This is a genomic window from Christiangramia portivictoriae DSM 23547, assembly GCF_000423045.1.
GTDB classification, from domain to species: domain Bacteria; phylum Bacteroidota; class Bacteroidia; order Flavobacteriales; family Flavobacteriaceae; genus Christiangramia; species Christiangramia portivictoriae.
Window position 1 is genome coordinate 917,283 of the sequence record NZ_AUHF01000001.1, and the last position, 20,791, is coordinate 938,073.

The following is a 20,791-nucleotide window of genomic DNA, read 5'->3' on the forward strand; positions in this document are numbered from 1 at the left end:
TTCAATTCCAGAGTTTTCAGTAGTTTGTAGCTACTCTGCGTAAGAATTTTTGTACTCTTTACCACTTACGATTCTGGCGATATCTTCTTCTATACTTTCTCCCTGAGAGTATTCAACAAAGCGATTCACTTCTTTTCCATCCTTGTAAAAAATGATCGTAGGAACTCTAGTAACTTCCAGTTCCTGCTCGATACCAGACGGTGTTGCCTTATCACGATCTACGGCAACGAGTTGAAGATTATCGTAATCATAATCAGCCTCATCAAGAATTCTCAAGAATTTAGGTAGCTCACGTTTACTATCTCCACACCATGTTCCCATAAGGACCTTGATTTCATAGTCATTGATATTTTCGTTGATCGTTGCCATTTCTTCGGTATCTGGCTCGAAGCTTTCGTATCTTGAGTCGAACCAGCTCTTAAATGGTGCCTGCTGAAGCTCCTCTTTGGTAAAGTCGCCTAAAAGCATACTCTTTTGAGTTGTCTGCTGCGCTGTTGAAGTGTCTTCCACTTCTTCCATAGCAAGATCCTGGTTGGAATTTTCGATTTTATTACCACAGCTTACTGCAAATGCAGCAAGAATTACCAATAGTTTTTTCATAAAATTTAAATTAAAGAGTCTTCGGTCATTAGATCTGGTTGGGTAATCCCCATCAATTTTAGAATAGTCGGAGCAATATTCCCAAGCTTACCATTTTTTATCGACTTTATGTCTTTATCCATTAAAATTAAAGGTACGGGATTGGTGGTATGAGCTGTATTCGCACTGCCATCCGGATTAATCATGGTTTCACTGTTCCCATGGTCTGCGATAATGATTACAGAATATTCATTATCAAAAGCAGTTTCTGCCACTTTCTTTGCACAAATATCTACGGTCTCACATGCTTTTACAGCTGCATCAAAATCTCCGGTATGACCTACCATATCAGGATTCGCAAAATTCAGACATATAAAATCTGCCGACTTTTCCTCCAACTCTGGAACGATCTTATCAGTAATGTCATAAGCGCTCATTTCTGGCTGAAGATCGTAAGTCGCAACTTTCGGAGAATCACACATCAATCTTCGCTCTCCTGCAAAAGGCTTTTCTCGGCCTCCTGAAAAGAAAAAGGTTACATGGGGATATTTTTCAGTTTCAGCAATTCTAATCTGTTTCCTGCCCTCATATTCCAGGACCTCACCCAAGGTTGCTTTGATATTTGACTTCTGAAAAATGATATTTACATTCTCAAACCTGTCATCATATTTAGTCATTGTTACGTAATACAGTGTCATTTTCTGCATCTCGTACTCTGGAAAATCATCCTGCGACAGGGCCTGAGTTAATTGTCTTCCGCGATCTGTTCTGAAGTTGAAATATATAACGACGTCTTTTTCTCCTAGCCTGGCAACAGGATTGCCATCATGATCTGTAAGCACTATTGGTTCAATAAATTCATCGGAAATATCATCGTCATAGCTTTCCTGAATTGTGGAGATGATATCCTGTGTGCTTTTACCTTCCCCTTTTACAATCAGGTCATAAGCTTTTTCGACTCTTTCCCAACGGTTGTCTCTATCCATGGCATAATATCTACCTATAACAGATGCTAGTTCTGTGTTGGTGGATTTGAGATGCGGGAGCAAATTTTCCACAAAACCTTTACCAGAATGTGGATCTACGTCACGGCCATCTGTAAAAGCATGCACAAATTTTTTCTGAACTCCTGCTTCCTCAGCAGCAGATAATAAACCTTTTAAATGATCGATATGAGAATGCACACCACCATCACTTAGTAATCCCATAAAGTGAATGGGTTTGTCGTTTTTTATTGCGTAACTAAATGCCGATTCCAGAACAGGTTCATCTTTTAAGGTATTCTTTTCTACCGCCATGTTGATTTTTACCAGATCCTGGTATACCACTCTTCCGGCTCCAAGATTCATATGTCCTACCTCACTATTACCCATCTGACCTTCCGGAAGACCAACATTTAGGCCATCTGTTCTTAAAGTAGCATGTGGAAATCTTTCAGGCAGCGAATCCATAAATGGAGTGTTGGCTTTAGCAACCGCAGATATTTCATCGTTATCAGAAATACCCCAGCCATCCAGAATCATTAGGAGAACTTTTTTATTCATTGATAGTCGTAGTTTAGGCGATAAAGATAAAAACAATTACAGGGATTGGCTGAAGGCCTTACTATAATGTTTTATTAAAACTATTGGTACATTTCAATAGCTTCCTTAATTTTTTCAATACGGTTTTTGGGATTTGGGTGTGTGCTTTGAAACTCTGGTAATCGGGATGAACCAGATGAACTTTCCAGTATTTTCATCACTCCAATTAAAGCTTCCGGATCATAGCCTGCTTCCAGCATTATTTTGACCCCGATATGATCACTCTCTAATTCGTCTCCTCGACCGTATTTCATATTAACGAGATTGGCGGCGACCGCGGCCGTCTGAGTTGCGCCACCGCTTTCAGAACCAACTGCCACACCGGTTAATATGCTATTGGTAAATCCTTGTTTTGCCATTCTTTCTGCTGAATGTCTTGATATCACATGACCAATTTCATGTCCTAGGACACCTGCCAGTTGATCTTCATCCTCTAGTTTTTTAAAGAGAGCATACGTGATAAATATGGGGCCGCCAGGCAACGCAAAGGCGTTGACGGTTTCTTCATCTGCAAGCAAGTAGAATTTAAATTCATAAGGAGATGAAGAAGCCATGCTATTCGTGGATATTTTTTTACCAACTTCCTGCACCAATCTTTGATCGTCAGAATCTGGATGCAGGCCCTGATATTGTTCGATCATCTTTGGTGTTGATTGTCGTCCCAAAGAAATTTCCTCCTCTGCAGAAAGACCTACATATTGTTTTTCTCCGGTAACGGGATTCTCTTCTGAAGATGAACAGAATTTGAAGGTGCCGAATAGAACGATGATCAAGCCTATGATCAACCTTAACAGAGTTTTACCTAATCTCATGTAATTATCGTTTTAAAATTTAACACTTCTCGATGGTATTCGAAACAATTCTTAAGCAGATTCACCGTTTTCAAAATGTACCAAAAGCTTATAAAACCATGGGTTTACCGTACAGTCAGAATCTTCAAATGTTAAATGGAGGCAATATTTGAAATTAAAATTGAATTTTAGTATGTTGGCAAGACTTTTGGATTTATTTAACAAATAACCTAAAAAAGAGAATTATATGAAGTATAGAATTATGACGGTAATCGGGGCACTAATTTTCTCATTTGCCTTCAGTAATGCACCTGAAATTGATAATACAACTGAAGTTGACGTAAAGCCTGCATTAGTAGAGGAGGTAGAATTAACTGATAAAGAAAGAACAGTTGCTCTGTATGAAAGTTTTTCAATGAAAAACAATACAATGCCACAGTTATCAGTTTTTGAAAAGGCGATCAAAGGTTATCAGAAGCTGGATGAAGCTGGAAAAATCAGTAATTCTTTACTTACTATTGTAGATTTTGATCTTTCTTCAACCAAGAAAAGGATGTGGATCCTTAATATGGATACAGAAGAGGTGGAATACAATACTTACGTAGCACACGGAAAAAATACAGGCGCTGAATTTGCTAACAAATTCTCGAACACTGTGAATTCACTTCAGAGCTCGCTCGGTTTCTATGTCACTGGTGAGACATACTTCGGAAAAAATGGTCTTTCATTATTTATTGATGGCATGGAGAAGAATTTTAATTCCAATGCTAGAAAAAGATATGTGGTTATTCATGGGGCAGATTATGCAGAGCCAGAATTCATTGATAGACTGGGAAGGCTGGGAAGAAGTTATGGTTGTCCTGCTGTCCCAAATACAATTGCCAAGGATCTAATTCATAAAATTAAAGGCAAATCTGTAGTCTTTATCCACAGATCAAATCAAAATTATTTACAATCATCCAGCTTTTTGAATTCTTAAGCCTTAGGCTTTAGTTTTTCCCAAAGCTTCTTATCAAGATCATAAATATCATCAATAAACCTGGTGGTATCATTTTCCTGATAAGTGGTCCAGTAGAAGTGATGTACCTTAACTTTCTGCTTCATGGCGATCTGTGTAGTTTTGCCAGATTTGAGAATGTCATCAATTTTCTGCTGAGTATATTGTTCCTGATCTTTAAGCAAATACCCGGCAAGTTCCAGTACATTTTCAACCCGAACACATCCAGAGCTTTGAGCCCTGGCATTTTTTTCGAACAAACTTTTGGAAGGCGTGTCATGAAGGTAGATCATATACTCATTTGGATAAATAATCTTGACCAGTCCCAGAGGATTCGACGGTCCTGCCGGCTGGCGATACGTATAGGATCTTGGGCTGGAAGAATTCCAATTCACCGTAGAGGGATCTACTTCCTGTCCACTCCCGTTATACATTTTGATGTTTTTCTTTTTCAGATATCCCAGGCTTTTGGAAGCACCTGGAATAACATCGTTTTTCAAGATAGTAGGAGGGATGGTCCATGTAGGGTTATAAATGATGTAATCGATCTCATCTGAAAACACAGGTGTTTTTCTAGCTTCGGTCCCAACCATCGTTTTATAGTTCCTGATGGTGTCACCATTCCTAACCACAAGTAATTTATAGTCTGGAATATTCACAATGATATAATGATCACCAAGATCTCTTGGGTACCACCGCCAACGTTCCATATTCACAAGAATTTGATGGTAGCGGTCTTCTGTGGTAAGATTCAGGTTCTCAACGGTAGTATTTCCAATCATGCCATCAACATTGAGCCCATGATCCTTTTGAAAATCTTCTAACGCAGTTTGTATATCTTTTGTGTACCTGGTGTTTACAGAGTCTGGATTCTTTGTAAAATATCCAAGTTCAAATAGTCGGTTTGCAACAGAAGGTATTCTATCATTAGTTTCTCCAGGTTTTACGAGTTTGCCAGTTGGGATCACGGTTGAAGAATTTTCCATAATTCCGTTATCGCGGTAGTCCTGAAGGGCTTTTTTCAGACTTTTGTATACGATATGATCTGGAGTAAGTTCTTTCAAAATAGCAGAAGCTTTTTCTCCCTGTTCCAGTTTCTTTAGTAAGCTTTCAGTATTTACAGTGTTTAACTCTGTACCCCAGATTTCGTAGATTTCCTTTGGATTTAGCTTACCTACAGCCAGGTCATGAGAAAGATCGATAAAGGCATCGGTAAGAAGAATTTCAGCTCTCAGACTCTCTTCTTCATTTTCGCTGTTGAGTGAGGAAAGTAATTGTTGTAATTCTTCGCCATGGTAGTCTTCAAAAAACAAACCATCATACTCTATGGTTTCTATACTTCGGAAAAGATCTTCGCGAGCTTCTTTTGTGTTCCAAAAAGGCATGAATTCCCTTTGACTATAAAAGGAATTCACGCTACTATAATTTTTAATACTTGCTGAAGTGCTATCGTTATCGTCAAAAAAATCTTCAATATCATCCTGAGAACTCAGTTCTTTGATTTCTTCAACTTCGTTGCGCTCTTCGATACCTTTGGGTGACGCCTCATCTTTACAGGATGAAAAAGACATTCCCAAAATGAAGCCTATTACGAGTAGTCTAATTTTCATGCTTCATGAGACTAGGAAACTCGCACGTCTGAATACTCAGGGTTTTCGTCAAATTTTACTTCAGCAAAAGGGCAAAGCGGATCGATCTTCAGGTTATGCTTTCGGGCAAATTCAACACTTTCCTTCAGCAGGCTTGAACCAATTCCCTGGTTCTCCATCTCTCTCTTCACCTCTGTATGATCTATTGTGATCACATCACCTTTTTTGTGATAGGTAAGTTCAGCAACAAGACTGTTCTCTTTCTCAATGTAGAACATCCCGCGGCTATCGCTTTCTTTGTGTTTTATTTCCATATTATTTTCTAAAAATTCCATCTACTATTCCGTAGTCCAAAGATTCATCTGCGTCCATCCAGTAATCGCGATTAAAATCCTTCAGAACTTTTTCAGTAGTTGTTCCGCAATTTTTAGCGAGAATTTCAGCGCTTAGATGCTTGGTTTTCAATATTTCATTTGCGGCAATTTCTATATTAGAAGCCTGACCTCTTGCTCCGCCACTTGGCTGGTGGATCATCACCTTCGCGTGAGGTTGAATAAAGCGTCTCCCTTTTTCTCCTGCGGAAAGTAGTATAGATCCCATGGAGGCTGCCAGACCCGTACAAATTGTTGAGACCGGTGATTTGATGCTCATGATTGTATCATAAATTGCAAAACCATCGGTAACGTAACCACCCGGGCTATTGATGAATAACTGAATCTCCCCGTCTCCCATAAGGTCCAGATATTCCAGCCGGTCAATCACGTGCTTTGCTGACTTATCATTTACCATTCCCCAGAGATAGATTTTACGTTCCTCCAGAAATTTATTGTCGATTAGATCCTGGATCTTACCAGGCTTATTCTTAGATGTATCCATATTTCTTATTTGTAGTAATTGAAGTAATAGATAAAAATATGACTATTTTTACGGAAAAGGCGGGTATGCAACTGGCATTTAACAAGATTTTAAAAACCGAATATTTACAGGTCCTTCCATACCTTGAAAAATTGCAGTCGCAGGCTCTATCTATGGAAACATTGCAGGAAAGACTGTTGGAAATGTTTGAGCAGAATTATGAGTGTTTCGGTATTTACAAATCCGGGGAACTTGTGGGGGTGTTTGGACTTTGGTTTATGACGCGCCACTATGCTGGAAGAACCTGTGAGGTTGATCATATTTATATAAATGAAAATTTGCAGGGATTAGGGGTTGGTACGCAGTTGTTTCAATTTATAGAGCAGTACGCGATAAAAAAGCAGTGTGAAACTATTGAATTGAACAGTTATGTAGAGAACTTTAGATCACATAAATTTTACATGAATCTGGGATTCGTGATTCGTGGGTATCATTTTCTAAAAAAACTTTAATTTCTTTTGATCAGAAAAAAGAAAGCATTTATATTTGCCGCCGCATGCGGGAGTAGCTCAGTTGGTAGAGCGTCAGCCTTCCAAGCTGAATGTCGCCGGTTCGAACCCGGTCTCCCGCTCCAAGCCCTGTCAATCGACAGGGTTTTTTTGTTTTAAACCTATAAACTATCTCTCGATAGTAGGTAGCTTCCGTATTTTTTCAGTTCTGGGCTTATTAAGCTTAATAACCATTTGGGGTCTAATTCTTTCAAGGTACTACTGAACTGGTGTTTATCTATCTTCCTCAACCTGACCTATACTTTAAAGTATTGTAAATTTTAGTTTTAAGACTTTTAATTAACGTAATTTTACTGATACTTAAAATTCTTATATCTTAAATTGAAGGATCAAGATATTATACTTTTAAAAGATCTGCTGACATTGATTCTACCTGAACACGAAATTCTCTTTTCTAAATTAATCTTATCTCATAAAAAAAGCCTGAAACTAGAGTTTCAGGCTTTAATGATTTTTTAGAAGAAAGAATTAATTATCCGTTCATGGAAATCAAAAACTCTTCGTTATTTCTAGTGTTTCTAATCTTGTCATTGATGAATTCCATTGCTTCTATCGGGTTCATGTCAGCAAGATATTTACGTAATACCCACATGCGTTTTACATTGTTCTCGTCAAGCAACAGGTCATCTCTTCGTGTACTTGAAGAAACAAGGTCGATCGCTGGGAAAATTCTACGGTTGGAAATTCTTCTATCCAATTGTAGTTCCATGTTACCGGTACCTTTAAATTCTTCAAAGATCACTTCATCCATTTTTGATCCTGTCTCTGTTAGAGCGGTCGCGATAATAGATAGAGAGCCTCCATTTTCAATGTTACGGGCCGCACCAAAGAAACGTTTTGGTTTGTGAAGTGCATTTGCATCTACACCACCACTTAGCACCTTACCACTGGCAGGTTGAACTGTGTTATAAGCACGTGCCAGTCTGGTAATGGAATCAAGTAGAATAACAACATCATGTCCACATTCTACCAATCTTTTTGCTTTTTCAAGAACGATATTCGCAACTCTAACATGCTCGTGAGCTTCCTTATCAAAAGTAGAAGCAACTACTTCACCTTTTACGTTACGCTGCATATCTGTAACTTCCTCAGGACGTTCGTCGATAAGCAGTACGATCTGGTATACTTCGGGATGATTTGCCGCAATAGCATTGGCAATATCCTTCAGCAACATTGTTTTACCAGTCTTTGGTTGGGATACGATCATTCCACGCTGTCCTTTACCAATTGGAGAAAACAGGTCCATCACTCTGGTGGAGATTGTAGCCTGCTTTTCAGCAATGTTGAATTTTTCTTTTGGGAAAAGTGGTGTAAGATGCTCAAAAGAAACTCTGTCTCTTACAACCTGTGGATCCAGACCATTGATCTTATTGATCTTGATAAGCGGAAAATATTTTTCTCCTTCTTTTGGTGGTCTTATTTGTCCCTGAACGGTATCTCCAGTTTTTAATCCGAAAAGTCTGATCTGTGACTGGGATACATAAATATCATCAGGAGAAGTAAGGTAGTTGTAATCTGAAGATCTCAGGAAACCATAATTATCCTGCATGATATCCAGTACACCTTCGCTCTCGATGATCGCGTCAAATTCGTAATCTGGCTCACGGTATCTGTTGCGATTATCCCGATTTCCGTTATTACCTTTTTTATTGTCATTGCGGTTATCATTGCGATTGTCGTTACGATGATCATTTCTGTTATCGTTACGGTCATTCTTATTGTTTCCGCTATTGCTGTTATTGTTGTGATTGCGATCGTTGCGACTGTCGTTGCGATTATCATTTCTATTGTCGCTTTTTTTACGATCATCAGTTTTTGAACTGGAAGAACTACGCTCTCGTGTACTTTTCTGTCTTGGTTCCTTTTTATTATCCTTTGGATCAGACTCTTTCCTGGATGGTCTTGGTACTTTTGCAGCAGGTTTCGCAGGGGTTTTGGCAGGTTTCTGATCACTTCCAACCTTGGAAGGTTTTTTGGTTTCCTGTTTAGCTGGTTCAGCGTTCTCTTCTGTAAGTACTTCTTTTACTTTTGCTGGATTAGCTGCCTGGTAGTCCAGGATCTGGTATACAAGATCCAGTTTTTTTAAAGTTTTATACTTAGGAACATTGAGTGATTGAGCAATTTCCTTAAGTTCAGGAAGCTTTTTAGCTTTTAATTCTGAAATTTCGAACATGTATTCAGTGAAATAATTATAAGATTGGATTGATTTAAAAACTTCTCGAAGAAGAATAAAAAGTTTTGGAGACTTAAGTAACCCGTATTGAATAGGTTACGCATTGTTACTGCAATTATACAACTTTATTTTATTCTTTTACACAATGATTCTAAAAAGAATCTTTTATTTTTGTGCCGCAATCGCAGGAAATATGCTTCAGAGAATACAGACTATTTGGTTATTATTAGCGGTTATTGTGAGTGCCGGCCTCATCTTTGCTCTTCCGCTGTGGGAGAATTCAGCTGGTGAGTTTGTCTATGCTCACGAAGTTTTGATCGCCCTGGGAATGTTTCTTGCATCAGCAGCTATTTCGCTGGTGAGTGTCATCATGTTTAAAAATAGAAAGCTTCAATTTGTATTGGGGCGTTTGAATATCATATTAAATCTTTTTTTACTAGGAGTGTTTGTTTATTGGTCTCTAACTTTACCTGGAGAGATGGATATCTCAGAGAAAGGTATTGGGATGTTTCTTCCTATTATTTCTATCGTTTTTATTGTTTTGGCCAATAAGGCCATCAAGAAGGACGAAGATCTCGTAAAATCTGTAGATCGATTACGATAAGCCTATCATCTTAGTAGTATTAGTGCGTGAAAAACCCGAAGTGAAAGCTTCGGGTTTTTTAATTATTCTAATTCAATAACTTCCAGTTCCTTGATTTCCTTCTTATTAATCTGGAAACGTAGCATGGTTCTTTTCTTGTGGAATCCATGTTTTCCGGCGGCACCTGGGTTCATATGTAATAGTCCGAGGTTTTTATCGTTCATCACTTTTAAGATATGGGAATGACCACAAATGAACAGTTTTGGGGGGTGTTGCCTGATCTCTTCGCGAATTGCCGGAGAATATTTTCCCGGATAGCCGCCTATATGCGTGATCCAGACATCTACCTCTTCACACGTAAAGCGCTCATTTAAAGGAAATTCTTTACGTATTTCAGCATCATCAATATTTCCGTACACTGCTCGAAGCGGCCCGATTTCTTTCAGTTTATCGGTAACCTCTGTTTTTCCAATATCTCCCGCATGCCATATTTCATCTGCCTGCCCGGCATAATGTAGAATTCTGTCGTCTATATGACTATGAGTGTCACTTAGTAATAGGATCTTCTTCAATAATTTCAGTTTTAAAAGTCGTTTAACAAAGGAAGCGAAATCAGCCCTTTTTCCTTGCTATAATTGCCTTATCTTTGCACTTCGCTAATATAAAAATAAAGCTGACTTGAGGTATTTCCTGAAGCTCTCATATTTCGGTAAAGCTTATCACGGCTGGCAAAATCAACCTGATTCTATTAGTGTTCAGGAGGTTATTGAACAAAACCTAGGCAAGGTGTTACCATTTTCAGTAGCGATCGTAGGTGCTGGTAGAACAGATGCCGGTGTGCATGCGCGTGAAATGTTTGCACATTTTGATACTTCGGAAGAACTTAATTGTGAAGAACTTGCTTATAAGCTAAATTCCATGCTTCCGAAGGATATTGCTATTTCTGAAGTTTTTCCGGTAGCAAAGGAAGCCCATGCGAGATTTGATGCTGTGGCAAGAAGTTACGAATATCATTTACTTCAGTATAAAGATGTTTTTGCCTATGAGAGAGCGTGGTTTTTTCGCTATGAACTTGACCTGGAAAAAATGAACGAAGCTGCTGAAATCCTAAAAAGATATTCAGATTTTCAATGTTTTTCCAAATCCCGGACAGATGTGCATACCTATAACTGCCGGATTGATGATGCGAGATGGGAATCTAAGAACGGAAAGCTGATTTTTCATATTACTGCCGATCGATTTTTGCGTAATATGGTACGCGCAGTGGTAGGAACTCTGCTTGAAATTGGTCAGGGAAAACAACCGGTGGACTATATGCACGAGGTGATCAAAAGTAAAGACAGGGGAAAAGCTGGAACTTCGGTTCCGGCACATGGATTATATTTAACCAGGATCAAGTATCCTGAAACGATAAGAGAACTAGATGGCATCTAATACAGGAAATGCATTTGATATGGCGCTATTCAAGCGATTGCTTGGATATACCAATCCCTATAAACGAATATTTTATTTTGTAGGTGTTGCGGCCATCCTTGTTTCTCTATTTGGAGTTCTAAGGCCTATTTTATTGCAGGAAACTGTAGATGAAGCCCTGATCCCTGCAGACTTTGACAGTCTTATATATTATGTAAGCTTAATGACAGGGGTGCTGGTGCTGGAAGTGATCTTTCAGTTTTGCTTTATCTATTATGCAAACTGGCTAGGGCAGGAGGTTGTTCGTGATTTGCGGGTCAAACTTTTCAAGCATATGCTTGGCTTTAAAATGCAGTATTATGATAAATCTGCAGTTGGAAGATTAGTGACCAGGGCGGTAAGTGATATTGAGACCATCGCCAGTATTTTTAGCCAGGGACTTTTTATGATCATTTCAGATTTACTGAAAATGCTGGTAGTGATTGGAGTGATGTTCTATAAAAGCTGGGAGCTTACTTTGCTCGTACTTACAGTTCTGCCATTTATCATTTATGCAACAAGGGTTTTTCAAAAGAAAATGAAGCTAGCTTTTGAAGAAGTTAGAACCCAGGTGGCAGATTTAAATACTTTCGTACAGGAACGTATCACTGGGATGAAGATCGTTCAGCTTTTTACCCGTGAGAAAACCGAATATGAAAACTTTAAAAAGATCAATGACAAACATAGAAAAGCATGGGTAAAAACAGTTTGGTATAACTCCATCTTTTTTCCTATTGCTGAAATGTCTACCTCCATCACCATTGGTTTGATCGTATGGTTTGGAGGGCTTCGGGTAGTTGCCGGTGATGACATGTCTTTAGGTATTATCGTTGCGTTTATAGAATTGAGTCAGATGTTATTCAGACCATTACGCCAAATTGCTGACAAGTTCAATACGTTGCAAATGGGAATGGTAGCGGCGAACCGTGTGTTTGGTATTCTGGATACGAAATCCACGATTGAAGATAACGGAATCATTTCCGTAGAACAACTTGAGGGAGAGATCGAATTCAAAGAAGTGCGGTTTAGCTATGTCCCAGATGAAGAAGTTGTCAAGGGAATTTCTTTCAGGGTGGAACCTGGAGAGACAGTGGCCATTGTCGGGGCAACCGGTGCGGGAAAATCCACCATTATTAACCTATTGAGCCGATTTTATGAAATAGATAGCGGAGTCATCGAAATCGATGGTCATAATATAAAAGACCTTGAACTTAAATCTTTGAGATCACAGATCGCAGTCGTACTTCAAAACGTATTCCTGTTTGCAGATACAATCATGAATAACATTAATCTAGACAATCCTGATATTTCAGATGAGGATGTCATAAGCGCAGCGAAACAAATCGGAATTCATGAGTTTATAGATTCTCTTCCTGGTGGATATTATTATAATGTAAAGGAACGTGGGGCGATGCTTTCTTCAGGCCAGCGGCAGTTGATCTCATTCCTGAGGGCTTATGTAAGCAATCCAAGTATTCTTGTGCTGGATGAAGCAACTTCTTCCGTAGATAGTTACAGCGAGCAACTCATACAGGATGCGACAGACAAGATTACTGAAGGTAGAACTTCCATAGTGATCGCGCACCGACTCGCGACCATCAAAAAAGCCGATAAGATCATAGTAATGGACCAGGGTAAAATTGTGGAAATTGGGAATCATCAAAGTTTGCTGCAAAAAATAGAAGGATACTACCGCAAGCTTTATGAAGTTCAGTTTAAGGAAGAAGAAAGCATTTAGATCACGCCTTTCAATTTCGCCATGTAAAAGCCAAGTACCAGGCTAACCACCACAAAAATTAGCAGTACTAAAAGTAAGAACAATAAACTTTTCTGAAGCAATTTCCAGAATGTTAGCTGGTACATTTTCTTAAAAATGATGCTGTAGTAAATGATGTAAAAAGGAATGCTGGCATAGTTCATTACCGCAAACAAGGACCGATTGCTGAAGGAGATGATGATTAAAATCGCGAACACAATGCTTATATGAGAATAGGCATAAAGATGAATGATCAAATGCTCCGCCAGATTATACTTCTTGTTTTTCAGAAAAACTAGCCGGGAATAAAGAGTGAGTACTGGAATGAACAGGAACGTGATAAGATTCATGTGTTCCATGATCGCGGTAGTGACCTCTCTGGTGATATCGCGCTCTCCGTCATTCACTTCAAAGCTTCCGCCGGTCTCTAAATATTCAGGAAAATATTTCAGGTTGATAAAGGTGTACAATCCGGTAAGGGTAAGCGCAATCGTGAAGTAACCGTATGGATTGATATATTTCTTACGCAGGCCGTCAATGTAACCCTGGATCACATCAATGGGTCTTCGGAAGAGATCAATAAAAGTAAGTACTGGTTTATTGGAATCGATGCTCCAGAAAGATTCGAAGAATTCTCCTAAAAGGTAGCTAATACTAAGTTTGTTGCGTATGATCCTTGCTCCACAATTGGAGCAGTAATTCTGTTCTTCTGAAATGGCAAATTCGCAATTCTTGCAATTCGTCATACGTGTTTAGCTAATGTCTTCTTTGATCTTCACCTTTAATTCGTCCATCGTTTCGAACATGACAAATTGCCCATCCCTGATATAAGAGGTTTGTCCAGACTCTTCACTAACCACCAGAGCCAGCGCATCAGTTTTCTCAGTAATCCCTACCGCAGCACGATGTCTTAGTCCGAATCTTAGAGGAATGGATCTGTCGTTGGACACTGGCAGGATCACCCTGGTAGCGGTGATCATACTCTCTTCTATGACCATTGCTCCATCGTGTAACGGACTGTTTTTGAAAAATATGGATTCTATAATGGGCTGATTCAGCTTGATCTTCATTTTGTCACCAGTATTCTTTACAAAGTCCAGCTTGTTGTTTTTTTGAATGACCATCAATGCCCCGGTATAGGTTTTTCCCATCGCTTCGCAGGCATCTACAATGGCTTCCACATCCAGTTTTGAGCGAACATCATCCCGGCTAATTTTGAAGGTACGCAGGAATCTGCCTTTCTGGGTGAAATTTGTGGAACCAATCATTAGAAGAAATTTCCTGATCTCCTGCTGAAAAACTACAATTAGAGCAAATACACCAACGCCAACAAATTCTCCCAGAACACTGCTGAGCAGTTCCATTTGAAGTAGCTGGGTTAATAGCCAGACCAGGTAGATCACCACGATCCCAATAAAAATGTTGACCGCCGCGGTACCTCTTACCAGTTTATAAACATAGTAAAGTAGAAGCGCGACAAAAACAATATCTAGAATATCGAGGATGCGAAGATCTATGATGTCCAAATGCAGTGGTTTTTTGTAAAAATAGAAAAACTAAACATAGTTATTGAGTTGAGCGGTCAATTTGATGCATTCCATCGCTTCTTTTACATCATGTACCCTTAAAATTGTAGCTCCTTTTTGTAGGGCTATGGTATTTAAAACACTGGTGCCATTCAGCGCATTTTCAGGGGTAGACTTCAGGGTTTTCCAGATGAGACTTTTTCGGGATAGTCCGGCTAAAATGGGAAGTTCCAGGTTATCAAAAAGTTCCAGTTTGCTTAGGAGCTCAAAGTTTTGAGCAATGTTCTTAGCAAACCCAAAGCCGGGATCGATAATTAGATCATTGATTCCTGCCTTTCTGGCTGCCGAGATCTTTTCAGAAAAATAAAAAAGGATATCTGCGGTGAGATCCTCATACTGGTTCAGGTCTTTCATAGTTTGCGGAGTTCCTTTCATATGCATCATGATATAAGGAACCTGGAGACTGGCCACCGTTTTGAGCATTTCTGAATCAAGATTTCCGGCAGAAATGTCGTTGATGATCGCGGCACCATGTACTACAGCTTCTCGCGCAACTCTGGATCTAAAAGTATCTACGGAAAAGACTGCTTCCGGAAAATGTTGTACCAGCAATTTGAGCTTCGGGATCAAACGGTCCAATTCATCTTCTTCTGAAATATCCTGAGCGCCAGGCCTGGAGCTATATGCGCCAAGATCCAGAAAACTCGCTCCTTCCTTCAGCATTTTTTCAGCAGAGGAAAGAATCTCGGTATCAGTTTGTTTTCTACTTCCCTCAAAAAAAGAATCTGGAGTAATATTAATGATACCCATCACTTTTGGCTCTGAGAGGTCGATGAGATTGCCACGGCAATTTATAAACATGAGAATGCTGAATTTTGGTCGTTCAAATAACTTTGACTATCTGAAAAATTTGACCGAAATTTACGGAAATTACAGCTACTTCATGCAAAATACCTCTGAACAATACGATGATGTGATTGGCCGTTGTCGCAGTCTTTTTCTGAATAAAATGCAGGATTATGGATGTGCGTGGCGCATCTTACGATTACCTTCCTTAACAGATCAGATCTTTATCAAAGCACAGCGAATACGAAAACTTCAGGAAAGTGATGTTCGAAAAGTTGATGAGGACGAGAAATCTGAATTTATCGGGATCATTAATTATTCGGTAATGGCTTTGATTCAGCTGGAAAAAGGTATTGCAGATCAGCCTGATCTTAGACCTGAGGACGCAATAGATCTATATGACAGAAACATTGCCGCAACTAAGCAACTAATGATGGATAAAAATCATGATTATGGCGAGGCATGGCGGGATATGCGCATTAGTTCTCTTACAGATCTTATCTTACAGAAACTGCTGAGGGTAAAGCAGATCGAAGACAATAAGGGCATAACGCTCGTTAGTGAAGGTATCGACGCGAATTATCAGGACATGATCAACTATGCTGTTTTTGCGATGATCCATTTTCAGGAAGCAGAAAAATAACTTAGAATTTATAGTTTATGAAAGCAATTGTTGGTATTTGCAGAATCCTGGTAGGTGTGCTTTTCATCTTCAGCGGATTCATTAAACTGAATGATCCGGTAGGCTTTTCATATAAACTACAGGAGTACTTCAGTGAACCGGTACTGGACCTTCCGGCACTAATACCCTTTGCTCTCATTATCGCTATTTTACTGGTGATCTTCGAGCTGGTTCTTGGGATCATGCTTCTCATTGGGTACGCAAGAAAATTCACGAGCTGGAGCCTGTTGCTCATGATCATTTTCTTTACTTTCCTTACCTTTTATTCTGCATATTTCAATAAAGTGACCGATTGTGGCTGTTTTGGAGATGCAATTCCACTTACTCCGTGGGAATCTTTTTATAAGGATGTTGTTTTGCTGGTTCTTATATTGATAATGTTCTTCAATCAGAAATATATCGAGCCGCTATTTCCGCAGAAATATCACAAATGGGTAATTTTCCTGAGTTTTATGGCATGTTTCGCATTTTGTTATCATGTCCTGATGCATCTCCCGGTGCTGGATTTCAGGCCCTATAAGATTGGAAACAATATCACTGCAAATATGATTGTGCCAGAAGGCGCCCAGGAACCTGTGTACGAATACCAATGGAAATTCAACATGGATGGTGAGGAGAAGATCATTACTAATAAAGGAGCCTATCCACAGGTGAATGGAGAGTTTATTGGTGTGGAAACGATAGAGATCGAAGAAGGTTATGTTCCGCCAATTCATGATTTTGCGATCGAAGGTCCGGAAGGTGATGTGACTACTGAAATTCTTACAGCGGATAAGGTCCTGATGCTGGTGATATATAATATCAGGTCTACTGAAATGGATGGGTATCCGGCAATCAGGGACCTGGCAAAGGAGGCGCAGGGCAAAGGTTACCGCGTTATTGCGCTCACCGCATCGGGTAAGAAATTGCAGGCCCAGCTTAATGAGAAATTCGAACTGAACTTTGATTTTTATCAGGTAGACGAAACTGCGCTTAAAACGATTATCAGGGCAAATCCAGGTATTCTGGTGTTGAGGTCTGGTACGGTGGAGCAGAAAAAGCACTGGTTCGACGCTGCAGATATCAAATTATAAACATCTGTCTTTATTTATTCTGAAAATCCTAAAAATTGAAGGTTTAGCTTCGGTTTAGGATTTCGTATTTCAGTCTTTCCTTATATTTGTGTTTTATGCTGAAACCTATAGCAGGAAAGCATCCAATCACTGAAAAACACTTATCATGAGAGAAAAAATAGTAGCCGGAAACTGGAAAATGAATAATGATCTTGCCGAGACTGAAGAACTGCTTGGTGAAATGAAAATGCAAATGGTAAAGGAACCTGAAGCAACTGTGATGGTAGCTCCAGCCTTCACCAATCTTTATCCTACTTTCCAGGCGCTAAAGGATACTCCCGTGATCGTGGCGGCTCAAAACATGCATGAAAGTGAGAACGGTGCGTATACCGGAGAAATTTCTGCAAAAATGCTGAAAAGTATCGGTGTTACTACGGTAATACTAGGGCATAGTGAAAGACGCGCATATTTTCATGAAACAAATGAACAACTGGCTAAGAAAGTAGACGCCGCGATCGCCGCTGAAATGCGAGTGATATTTTGTTTTGGGGAAGAGCTGGAAGACCGTAAGAATGACAAACACTTCAGTTTAGTAGAATCACAGTTGAAAGAAGCTTTATTTCATCTTTCAGAAGAAGCCTGGAAAAATATCATTCTGGCTTACGAACCAGTCTGGGCAATTGGAACCGGTGAAACTGCAAGCCCGGAACAGGCTCAGGAAATGCACAAACATATTCGTACTTTACTAAAAGACAATGTTAGCGCCAGTGTAGCTGAAAATACTTCAATCCTTTACGGAGGCAGTGTAAAACCAGCCAATGCCAGAGAGATCTTCGCAAAAGAGGATGTAGATGGTGGACTGATTGGTGGTGCAAGTTTAAAAGCAGTTGATTTTCTCGAGATCGTAAACGCTTTTTAATGACGGGACATTATTACGAATATCATTTTACGATACAGCCGGTAGTCCCGGCTTCAGAAATATTGATCGCAGAACTTGGAGAGCTCGGCTTTGAGAGTTTTGTGGAGAATGAAGATGGGATCACCGCCTATGTGCCAGAAGAACAATATGCAGACGATCTACTGGACGAAGTAATGATCCTGAAATCTGAAGAATTCAGCTTTGATTATAAAGTAAAAAAAATCGAAAGGGTAAACTGGAACGAAGAATGGGAAAAGAATTTTACACCTATTTTAGTAGATGAGGAATGCAGTGTGCGAGCGCCTTTTCATGAAAAGCCAGATACCAGATTTGACATAGTGATAGAACCCAAAATGTCCTTTGGAACAGGTCATCACGCAACCACTCATATGATGATCCAGCATATTTTAAAGAATGACTGGACAGGCAAATCTGTTTTGGATATGGGATGTGGTACCGGGGTGCTTGCCATTTTAGCAAGAATGAAAGGCGCAACTCCTGTGGAAGCCATAGATATCGATAACTGGTGTTACCTGAATACGCTTGAAAACATTGACCGTAACAAATGCGATGATATTAAGGTTGAAGAAGGTGGAGCAGAGTTATTACCTGGTAGAAAGTATGATGTGATCCTGGCCAATATCAATAGAAATATTTTGTTGAAGGATATGGAAACGTATACACAGTGTCTGCAGCCTAAAGGGAATATATACTTTAGTGGATTTTACACAGAAGACCTGCCAGTGATAAAGTCGGCATGTGAAAAGCATGGATTAAGCTTTGTTGAACATATAGAAAGAAATAACTGGGTAGCTGCAAAGTTTTCATTATAAGCTTGTTACATTAATTTGTATCTTTGCAGCTTTCAGAAAATTAGATACGTTGAAGATGAGTACCAAAGAGGAAGTTTTAGAGCAGGTTGACCTGAAAACCAAAAAACAGCGTGAAAACGAGATCGTGCTGTATAATGACGATTACAACACATTCGATCATGTGATAGAAACATTGATTTACGCATGTGATCACACTCCGGAGCAGGCAGAACAATGTAGTATTCTGGTACATTATAAGGGAAAATGTACGGTCAAAACCGGACCTTATAAGGAATTGGAGCCAAGATGTTCCAAATTGCTGGATGCCGGTTTGAGTGCGGAAATTGTCTAACACTACGGAAAATTCCTACATTTAACATAAAATATTAGATAGTTACATGCTTATAATGTAGTTTAACCTCATAAGTGCCCCATTAACCTAAACTTACTTATGAGAAAAATTACACTTTTTACCCTATCCCTGGGAGTATTAATCTTTGCTTCCTGTGAAAAAGAAGATGTTTCAGATATTGCTACTGAAGCAGCTCAGGTACAGCAAGATCAGATTTCCAAGGACGTTCTTCAAAGAATTACAGATCTTAACTTCAATTCAAAACATGTAGAAAAGCAAATGATGATGCTGCCAGATGGTAGCACCATGGAAAATTACCTGATTGAAGGAGACATTGCGATGACCAAAGATCAGTTATTCAGCATGTCGTCTGCATTTATTACAGACAAACAGTATCGCACTAATAATCTGGTAAGCTCTCCTCGAACTGTCAATGTGATTGGTTACACAGGTGGAAGCCAGGCCTTGTCCAGTAAACAGCGTACAGCATTGCAGTATGCCATTGGGAATTACAATGCGCTGGATCTGGGAATCACCTTTACCCTTACGTTCGGCACGAACTATCAGCCTTATGACATCGTAGTTTACCAGACCAACAATGGTCAGGCAGGAGGCGTGGCAGGATTCCCAAGCAATGGAAATCCTTACAAATATGTACAGATCTTCTCTGGAATGCAGAACTACGATACCAATACCAACGAACATGTGATAACACACGAAATTGGCCATGCCGTAGGTTTAAGACATACCGACTGGTTTAGCCGTCAAAGTTGCGGTCAAAGCGGAGAGTCTGCCGGATCAGATGGTGCTGTTCATATTCCGGGCACGCCAACAGGTTATGATGCCAATTCGATCATGCTAGCTTGTTTTGGTGGAAACGAAGATGGCGAATTTGGCTATTACGATACAGTTGCCCTTAATTATTTATACTAAAAACCAAACATCGGGCACTAAAGAAGGCGGTTCATTCCGCCTTTTTTCATTTTTATCTTGAAAACACTTTTTAGTTTTATAAAAAGCAATTATATTTGCACCCGCTTAGCAAAACAGCGAAGCAATATATTAAAGGCCTCGTGGCGCAACTGAATAGCGCACTTGATTACGGCTCAAGAGGTTCCAGGTTTGAATCCTGGCGAGGTCACAAAAACTGCAACTTAGGTTGCAGTTTTTTTTATGTCTAAATATAAAAAAGCTCCATTTTCCAACAGAGCTTTTTACCAGGGGGTATTTAAGTTCATTCACTATAGATCCCGCGATTAACGTTTTTGATGACATCTGCTTTGAAATTATCAGATTTCAGGCTGTCTGGAATCTCTTGTTCAGGAAGTCCCAGTAATAGCATATGCTCAATAAGATTCTGCTTCACACAGCTTTCAATCTGTCCAAGCTTTACGCGGTAGCTCGACTTGCGCACGAACATTTTATTTTCGTTAAAGATTTTGGTAGTGATGTCCAGGTCAATCAAAGGTCCTCTTATCCTTGATGAAAGATAATAATTGAACTTTGGCTGTTTAGCATCTATTAATGCTGTCGCCCTGAGTGCAGGAGCGAATATATCATCACCCAGTTTTTTGAAAAGCATCATAGCATGTTTTAATGGTTGGTTCTATAAATATAGGATATGCTATCATGGTTCATTAACGTTATTAGGAATTACTTGAGCTCAATTGCTTAA

General features: G+C 39.5%; 23 protein-coding genes and 2 tRNA genes. 13 read left to right on the plus strand and 12 right to left on the minus strand.

Features of this window, described 5'->3' with window-relative positions; genetic code table 11:
- Window positions 1-30 precede the first annotated feature (30 nt).
- From G529_RS0104300 to G529_RS0104310, 3 genes are all read right to left on the minus strand, one after another.
- Complete coding sequence (locus G529_RS0104300) at window positions 31-600, minus strand: thioredoxin family protein (protein WP_026914375.1); 570 nt, start codon at window positions 598-600, stop codon at window positions 31-33.
- Window positions 601-605: 5 nt separating this feature from the next.
- A complete protein-coding gene (gene gpmI, locus G529_RS0104305) occupies window positions 606-2,123 on the minus strand; it encodes a 2,3-bisphosphoglycerate-independent phosphoglycerate mutase (RefSeq protein ID WP_026914376.1) in 1,518 nt (505 codons plus the stop codon).
- An 80-nt stretch (window positions 2,124-2,203) separates the two neighbouring features.
- A complete protein-coding gene (locus G529_RS0104310; protein WP_026914377.1) occupies window positions 2,204-2,974 on the minus strand; it encodes a M48 family metalloprotease in 771 nt (256 codons plus the stop codon).
- A gap of 226 nt (window positions 2,975-3,200) precedes the next feature.
- Here G529_RS0104310 and G529_RS0104320 point away from each other — a divergent pair, with 226 nt between their 5' ends.
- A complete protein-coding gene (locus G529_RS0104320; RefSeq protein ID WP_026914378.1) occupies window positions 3,201-3,932 on the plus strand; it encodes a murein L,D-transpeptidase catalytic domain family protein in 732 nt (243 codons plus the stop codon).
- On the opposite strand, the gene G529_RS0104325 is transcribed toward G529_RS0104320, so the two are convergent.
- From G529_RS0104325 to G529_RS0104335, 3 genes are read right to left on the minus strand one after another with little or no spacing between them, the layout of a single operon-like run.
- Window positions 3,929-5,560 carry a L,D-transpeptidase family protein gene (locus tag G529_RS0104325; RefSeq protein WP_026914379.1) on the minus strand — a complete coding sequence of 544 codons (1,632 nt, stop codon included), beginning with the start codon at window positions 5,558-5,560 and terminating at the stop codon, window positions 3,929-3,931. The genes G529_RS0104320 and G529_RS0104325 overlap by 4 nt on opposite strands.
- Window positions 5,561-5,571: 11 nt before the next feature.
- On the minus strand, window positions 5,572-5,853 hold the full coding sequence (locus G529_RS0104330; protein WP_026914380.1) for a GNAT family N-acetyltransferase: 282 nt from the start codon (window positions 5,851-5,853) through the stop codon (window positions 5,572-5,574).
- 1 nt (window position 5,854) lies between these two features.
- A complete protein-coding gene (locus G529_RS0104335; protein ID WP_026914381.1) occupies window positions 5,855-6,415 on the minus strand; it encodes a ClpP family protease in 561 nt (186 codons plus the stop codon).
- A 38-nt stretch (window positions 6,416-6,453) separates the two neighbouring features.
- Here G529_RS0104335 and G529_RS0104340 point away from each other — a divergent pair, with 38 nt between their 5' ends.
- Window positions 6,454-6,906 (plus strand): GNAT family N-acetyltransferase, encoded by a 453-nt coding sequence (locus G529_RS0104340; RefSeq protein ID WP_051201353.1) that lies wholly within the window; start codon window positions 6,454-6,456, stop codon window positions 6,904-6,906.
- Between the two features lie 46 nt (window positions 6,907-6,952).
- Window positions 6,953-7,028 (plus strand) — tRNA-Gly (locus G529_RS0104345).
- Window positions 7,029-7,435: 407 nt separating this feature from the next.
- On the opposite strand, the gene rho is transcribed toward G529_RS0104345, so the two are convergent.
- Window positions 7,436-9,136 (minus strand): transcription termination factor Rho, encoded by a 1,701-nt coding sequence (gene rho, locus G529_RS0104350; protein WP_026914383.1) that lies wholly within the window; start codon window positions 9,134-9,136, stop codon window positions 7,436-7,438.
- Between the two features lie 193 nt (window positions 9,137-9,329).
- On the opposite strand from rho, the gene G529_RS0104355 reads away from it, so the two are divergent.
- A complete protein-coding gene (locus G529_RS0104355) occupies window positions 9,330-9,740 on the plus strand; it encodes a DUF4293 domain-containing protein (RefSeq protein WP_026914384.1) in 411 nt (136 codons plus the stop codon).
- A gap of 62 nt (window positions 9,741-9,802) precedes the next feature.
- On the opposite strand, the gene G529_RS0104360 is transcribed toward G529_RS0104355, so the two are convergent.
- Window positions 9,803-10,291: a metallophosphoesterase family protein gene (locus G529_RS0104360; RefSeq protein ID WP_026914385.1), complete on the minus strand. Its 489-nt coding sequence runs from the start codon at window positions 10,289-10,291 to the stop codon at window positions 9,803-9,805.
- 106 nt (window positions 10,292-10,397) lie between these two features.
- Between G529_RS0104360 and truA the strand changes: the two genes are divergently transcribed.
- On the plus strand, window positions 10,398-11,153 hold the full coding sequence (gene truA / locus G529_RS0104365; protein ID WP_026914386.1) for a tRNA pseudouridine(38-40) synthase TruA: 756 nt from the start codon (window positions 10,398-10,400) through the stop codon (window positions 11,151-11,153).
- Window positions 11,143-12,909 carry an ABC transporter ATP-binding protein gene (locus G529_RS0104370; protein ID WP_026914387.1) on the plus strand — a complete coding sequence of 589 codons (1,767 nt, stop codon included), beginning with the start codon at window positions 11,143-11,145 and terminating at the stop codon, window positions 12,907-12,909. Before truA ends, G529_RS0104370 begins: the two co-directional genes overlap by 11 nt.
- Here the strand turns inward: G529_RS0104370 and G529_RS0104375 are convergent.
- The 3 genes from G529_RS0104375 to folP are packed head-to-tail and all read right to left on the minus strand — an operon-like array spanning window position 12,906 to window position 15,314.
- Window positions 12,906-13,673 carry a DUF3667 domain-containing protein gene (locus G529_RS0104375; protein ID WP_026914388.1) on the minus strand — a complete coding sequence of 256 codons (768 nt, stop codon included), beginning with the start codon at window positions 13,671-13,673 and terminating at the stop codon, window positions 12,906-12,908. The genes G529_RS0104370 and G529_RS0104375 overlap by 4 nt on opposite strands.
- Before the next feature lie 6 nt (window positions 13,674-13,679).
- Window positions 13,680-14,453: a diadenylate cyclase gene (locus tag G529_RS0104380; protein WP_026914389.1), complete on the minus strand. Its 774-nt coding sequence runs from the start codon at window positions 14,451-14,453 to the stop codon at window positions 13,680-13,682.
- 30 nt (window positions 14,454-14,483) lie between these two features.
- Window positions 14,484-15,314, minus strand: a complete 831-nt coding sequence (gene folP / locus G529_RS0104385; protein WP_026914390.1) for a dihydropteroate synthase — start codon at window positions 15,312-15,314, stop codon at window positions 14,484-14,486.
- Between the two features lie 82 nt (window positions 15,315-15,396).
- On the opposite strand from folP, the gene G529_RS0104390 reads away from it, so the two are divergent.
- The 7 genes from G529_RS0104390 (at window position 15,397) to G529_RS0104420 (ending at window position 20,257) form a co-directional block, all read left to right on the plus strand.
- Entirely contained in the window at window positions 15,397-15,942 is a 546-nt protein-coding gene (locus tag G529_RS0104390; protein ID WP_026914391.1) for a DUF1599 domain-containing protein, read from the plus strand.
- Between the two features lie 17 nt (window positions 15,943-15,959).
- A complete protein-coding gene (locus G529_RS0104395) occupies window positions 15,960-17,054 on the plus strand; it encodes a BT_3928 family protein (protein ID WP_026914392.1) in 1,095 nt (364 codons plus the stop codon).
- A gap of 145 nt (window positions 17,055-17,199) precedes the next feature.
- Window positions 17,200-17,952, plus strand: a complete 753-nt coding sequence (gene tpiA, locus G529_RS0104400; protein ID WP_026914393.1) for a triose-phosphate isomerase — start codon at window positions 17,200-17,202, stop codon at window positions 17,950-17,952.
- A complete protein-coding gene (prmA, locus tag G529_RS0104405; protein ID WP_026914394.1) occupies window positions 17,952-18,785 on the plus strand; it encodes a 50S ribosomal protein L11 methyltransferase in 834 nt (277 codons plus the stop codon). Before tpiA ends, prmA begins: the two co-directional genes overlap by 1 nt.
- Window positions 18,786-18,840: 55 nt before the next feature.
- Window positions 18,841-19,116: an ATP-dependent Clp protease adaptor ClpS gene (locus G529_RS0104410; RefSeq protein ID WP_026914395.1), complete on the plus strand. Its 276-nt coding sequence runs from the start codon at window positions 18,841-18,843 to the stop codon at window positions 19,114-19,116.
- A 99-nt stretch (window positions 19,117-19,215) separates the two neighbouring features.
- On the plus strand, window positions 19,216-20,049 hold the full coding sequence (locus G529_RS0104415) for a M57 family metalloprotease (protein WP_026914396.1): 834 nt from the start codon (window positions 19,216-19,218) through the stop codon (window positions 20,047-20,049).
- 134 nt (window positions 20,050-20,183) lie between these two features.
- Window positions 20,184-20,257, plus strand: a tRNA-Arg gene (locus tag G529_RS0104420).
- A 93-nt stretch (window positions 20,258-20,350) separates the two neighbouring features.
- Here the strand turns inward: G529_RS0104420 and G529_RS0104425 are convergent.
- On the minus strand, window positions 20,351-20,701 hold the full coding sequence (locus G529_RS0104425) for a hypothetical protein (protein WP_026914397.1): 351 nt from the start codon (window positions 20,699-20,701) through the stop codon (window positions 20,351-20,353).
- Between the last annotated feature and the right edge of the window lie 90 nt (window positions 20,702-20,791).

Bases quoted from the DNA above. Each gene is read 5' to 3' on its own strand.
- folP (WP_026914390.1), bottom strand. From the start codon at position 15,314: ATGTTTATAAATTGCCGTGGCAATCTCATCGACCTCTCAGAGCCAAAA.
- G529_RS0104425 (WP_026914397.1), bottom strand. From the start codon at position 20,701: ATGATGCTTTTCAAAAAACTGGGTGATGATATATTCGCTCCTGCACTC.
- tpiA (WP_026914393.1), top strand. From the start codon at position 17,200: ATGAGAGAAAAAATAGTAGCCGGAAACTGGAAAATGAATAATGATCTT.
- G529_RS0104325 (WP_026914379.1), bottom strand. From the start codon at position 5,560: ATGAAAATTAGACTACTCGTAATAGGCTTCATTTTGGGAATGTCTTTT.
- G529_RS0104320 (WP_026914378.1), top strand. From the start codon at position 3,201: ATGAAGTATAGAATTATGACGGTAATCGGGGCACTAATTTTCTCATTT.
- G529_RS0104335 (WP_026914381.1), bottom strand. From the start codon at position 6,415: ATGGATACATCTAAGAATAAGCCTGGTAAGATCCAGGATCTAATCGAC.
- G529_RS0104395 (WP_026914392.1), top strand. From the start codon at position 15,960: ATGAAAGCAATTGTTGGTATTTGCAGAATCCTGGTAGGTGTGCTTTTC.
- G529_RS0104300 (WP_026914375.1), bottom strand. From the start codon at position 600: ATGAAAAAACTATTGGTAATTCTTGCTGCATTTGCAGTAAGCTGTGGT.
- rho (WP_026914383.1), bottom strand. From the start codon at position 9,136: ATGTTCGAAATTTCAGAATTAAAAGCTAAAAAGCTTCCTGAACTTAAG.
- prmA (WP_026914394.1), top strand. From the start codon at position 17,952: ATGACGGGACATTATTACGAATATCATTTTACGATACAGCCGGTAGTC.
- G529_RS0104390 (WP_026914391.1), top strand. From the start codon at position 15,397: ATGCAAAATACCTCTGAACAATACGATGATGTGATTGGCCGTTGTCGC.
- G529_RS0104375 (WP_026914388.1), bottom strand. From the start codon at position 13,673: ATGACGAATTGCAAGAATTGCGAATTTGCCATTTCAGAAGAACAGAAT.
- G529_RS0104355 (WP_026914384.1), top strand. From the start codon at position 9,330: ATGCTTCAGAGAATACAGACTATTTGGTTATTATTAGCGGTTATTGTG.
- G529_RS0104370 (WP_026914387.1), top strand. From the start codon at position 11,143: ATGGCATCTAATACAGGAAATGCATTTGATATGGCGCTATTCAAGCGA.
- G529_RS0104330 (WP_026914380.1), bottom strand. From the start codon at position 5,853: ATGGAAATAAAACACAAAGAAAGCGATAGCCGCGGGATGTTCTACATT.
- G529_RS0104415 (WP_026914396.1), top strand. From the start codon at position 19,216: ATGAGAAAAATTACACTTTTTACCCTATCCCTGGGAGTATTAATCTTT.
- G529_RS0104340 (WP_051201353.1), top strand. From the start codon at position 6,454: ATGACTATTTTTACGGAAAAGGCGGGTATGCAACTGGCATTTAACAAG.
- G529_RS0104310 (WP_026914377.1), bottom strand. From the start codon at position 2,974: ATGAGATTAGGTAAAACTCTGTTAAGGTTGATCATAGGCTTGATCATC.
- gpmI (WP_026914376.1), bottom strand. From the start codon at position 2,123: ATGAATAAAAAAGTTCTCCTAATGATTCTGGATGGCTGGGGTATTTCT.
- G529_RS0104410 (WP_026914395.1), top strand. From the start codon at position 18,841: ATGAGTACCAAAGAGGAAGTTTTAGAGCAGGTTGACCTGAAAACCAAA.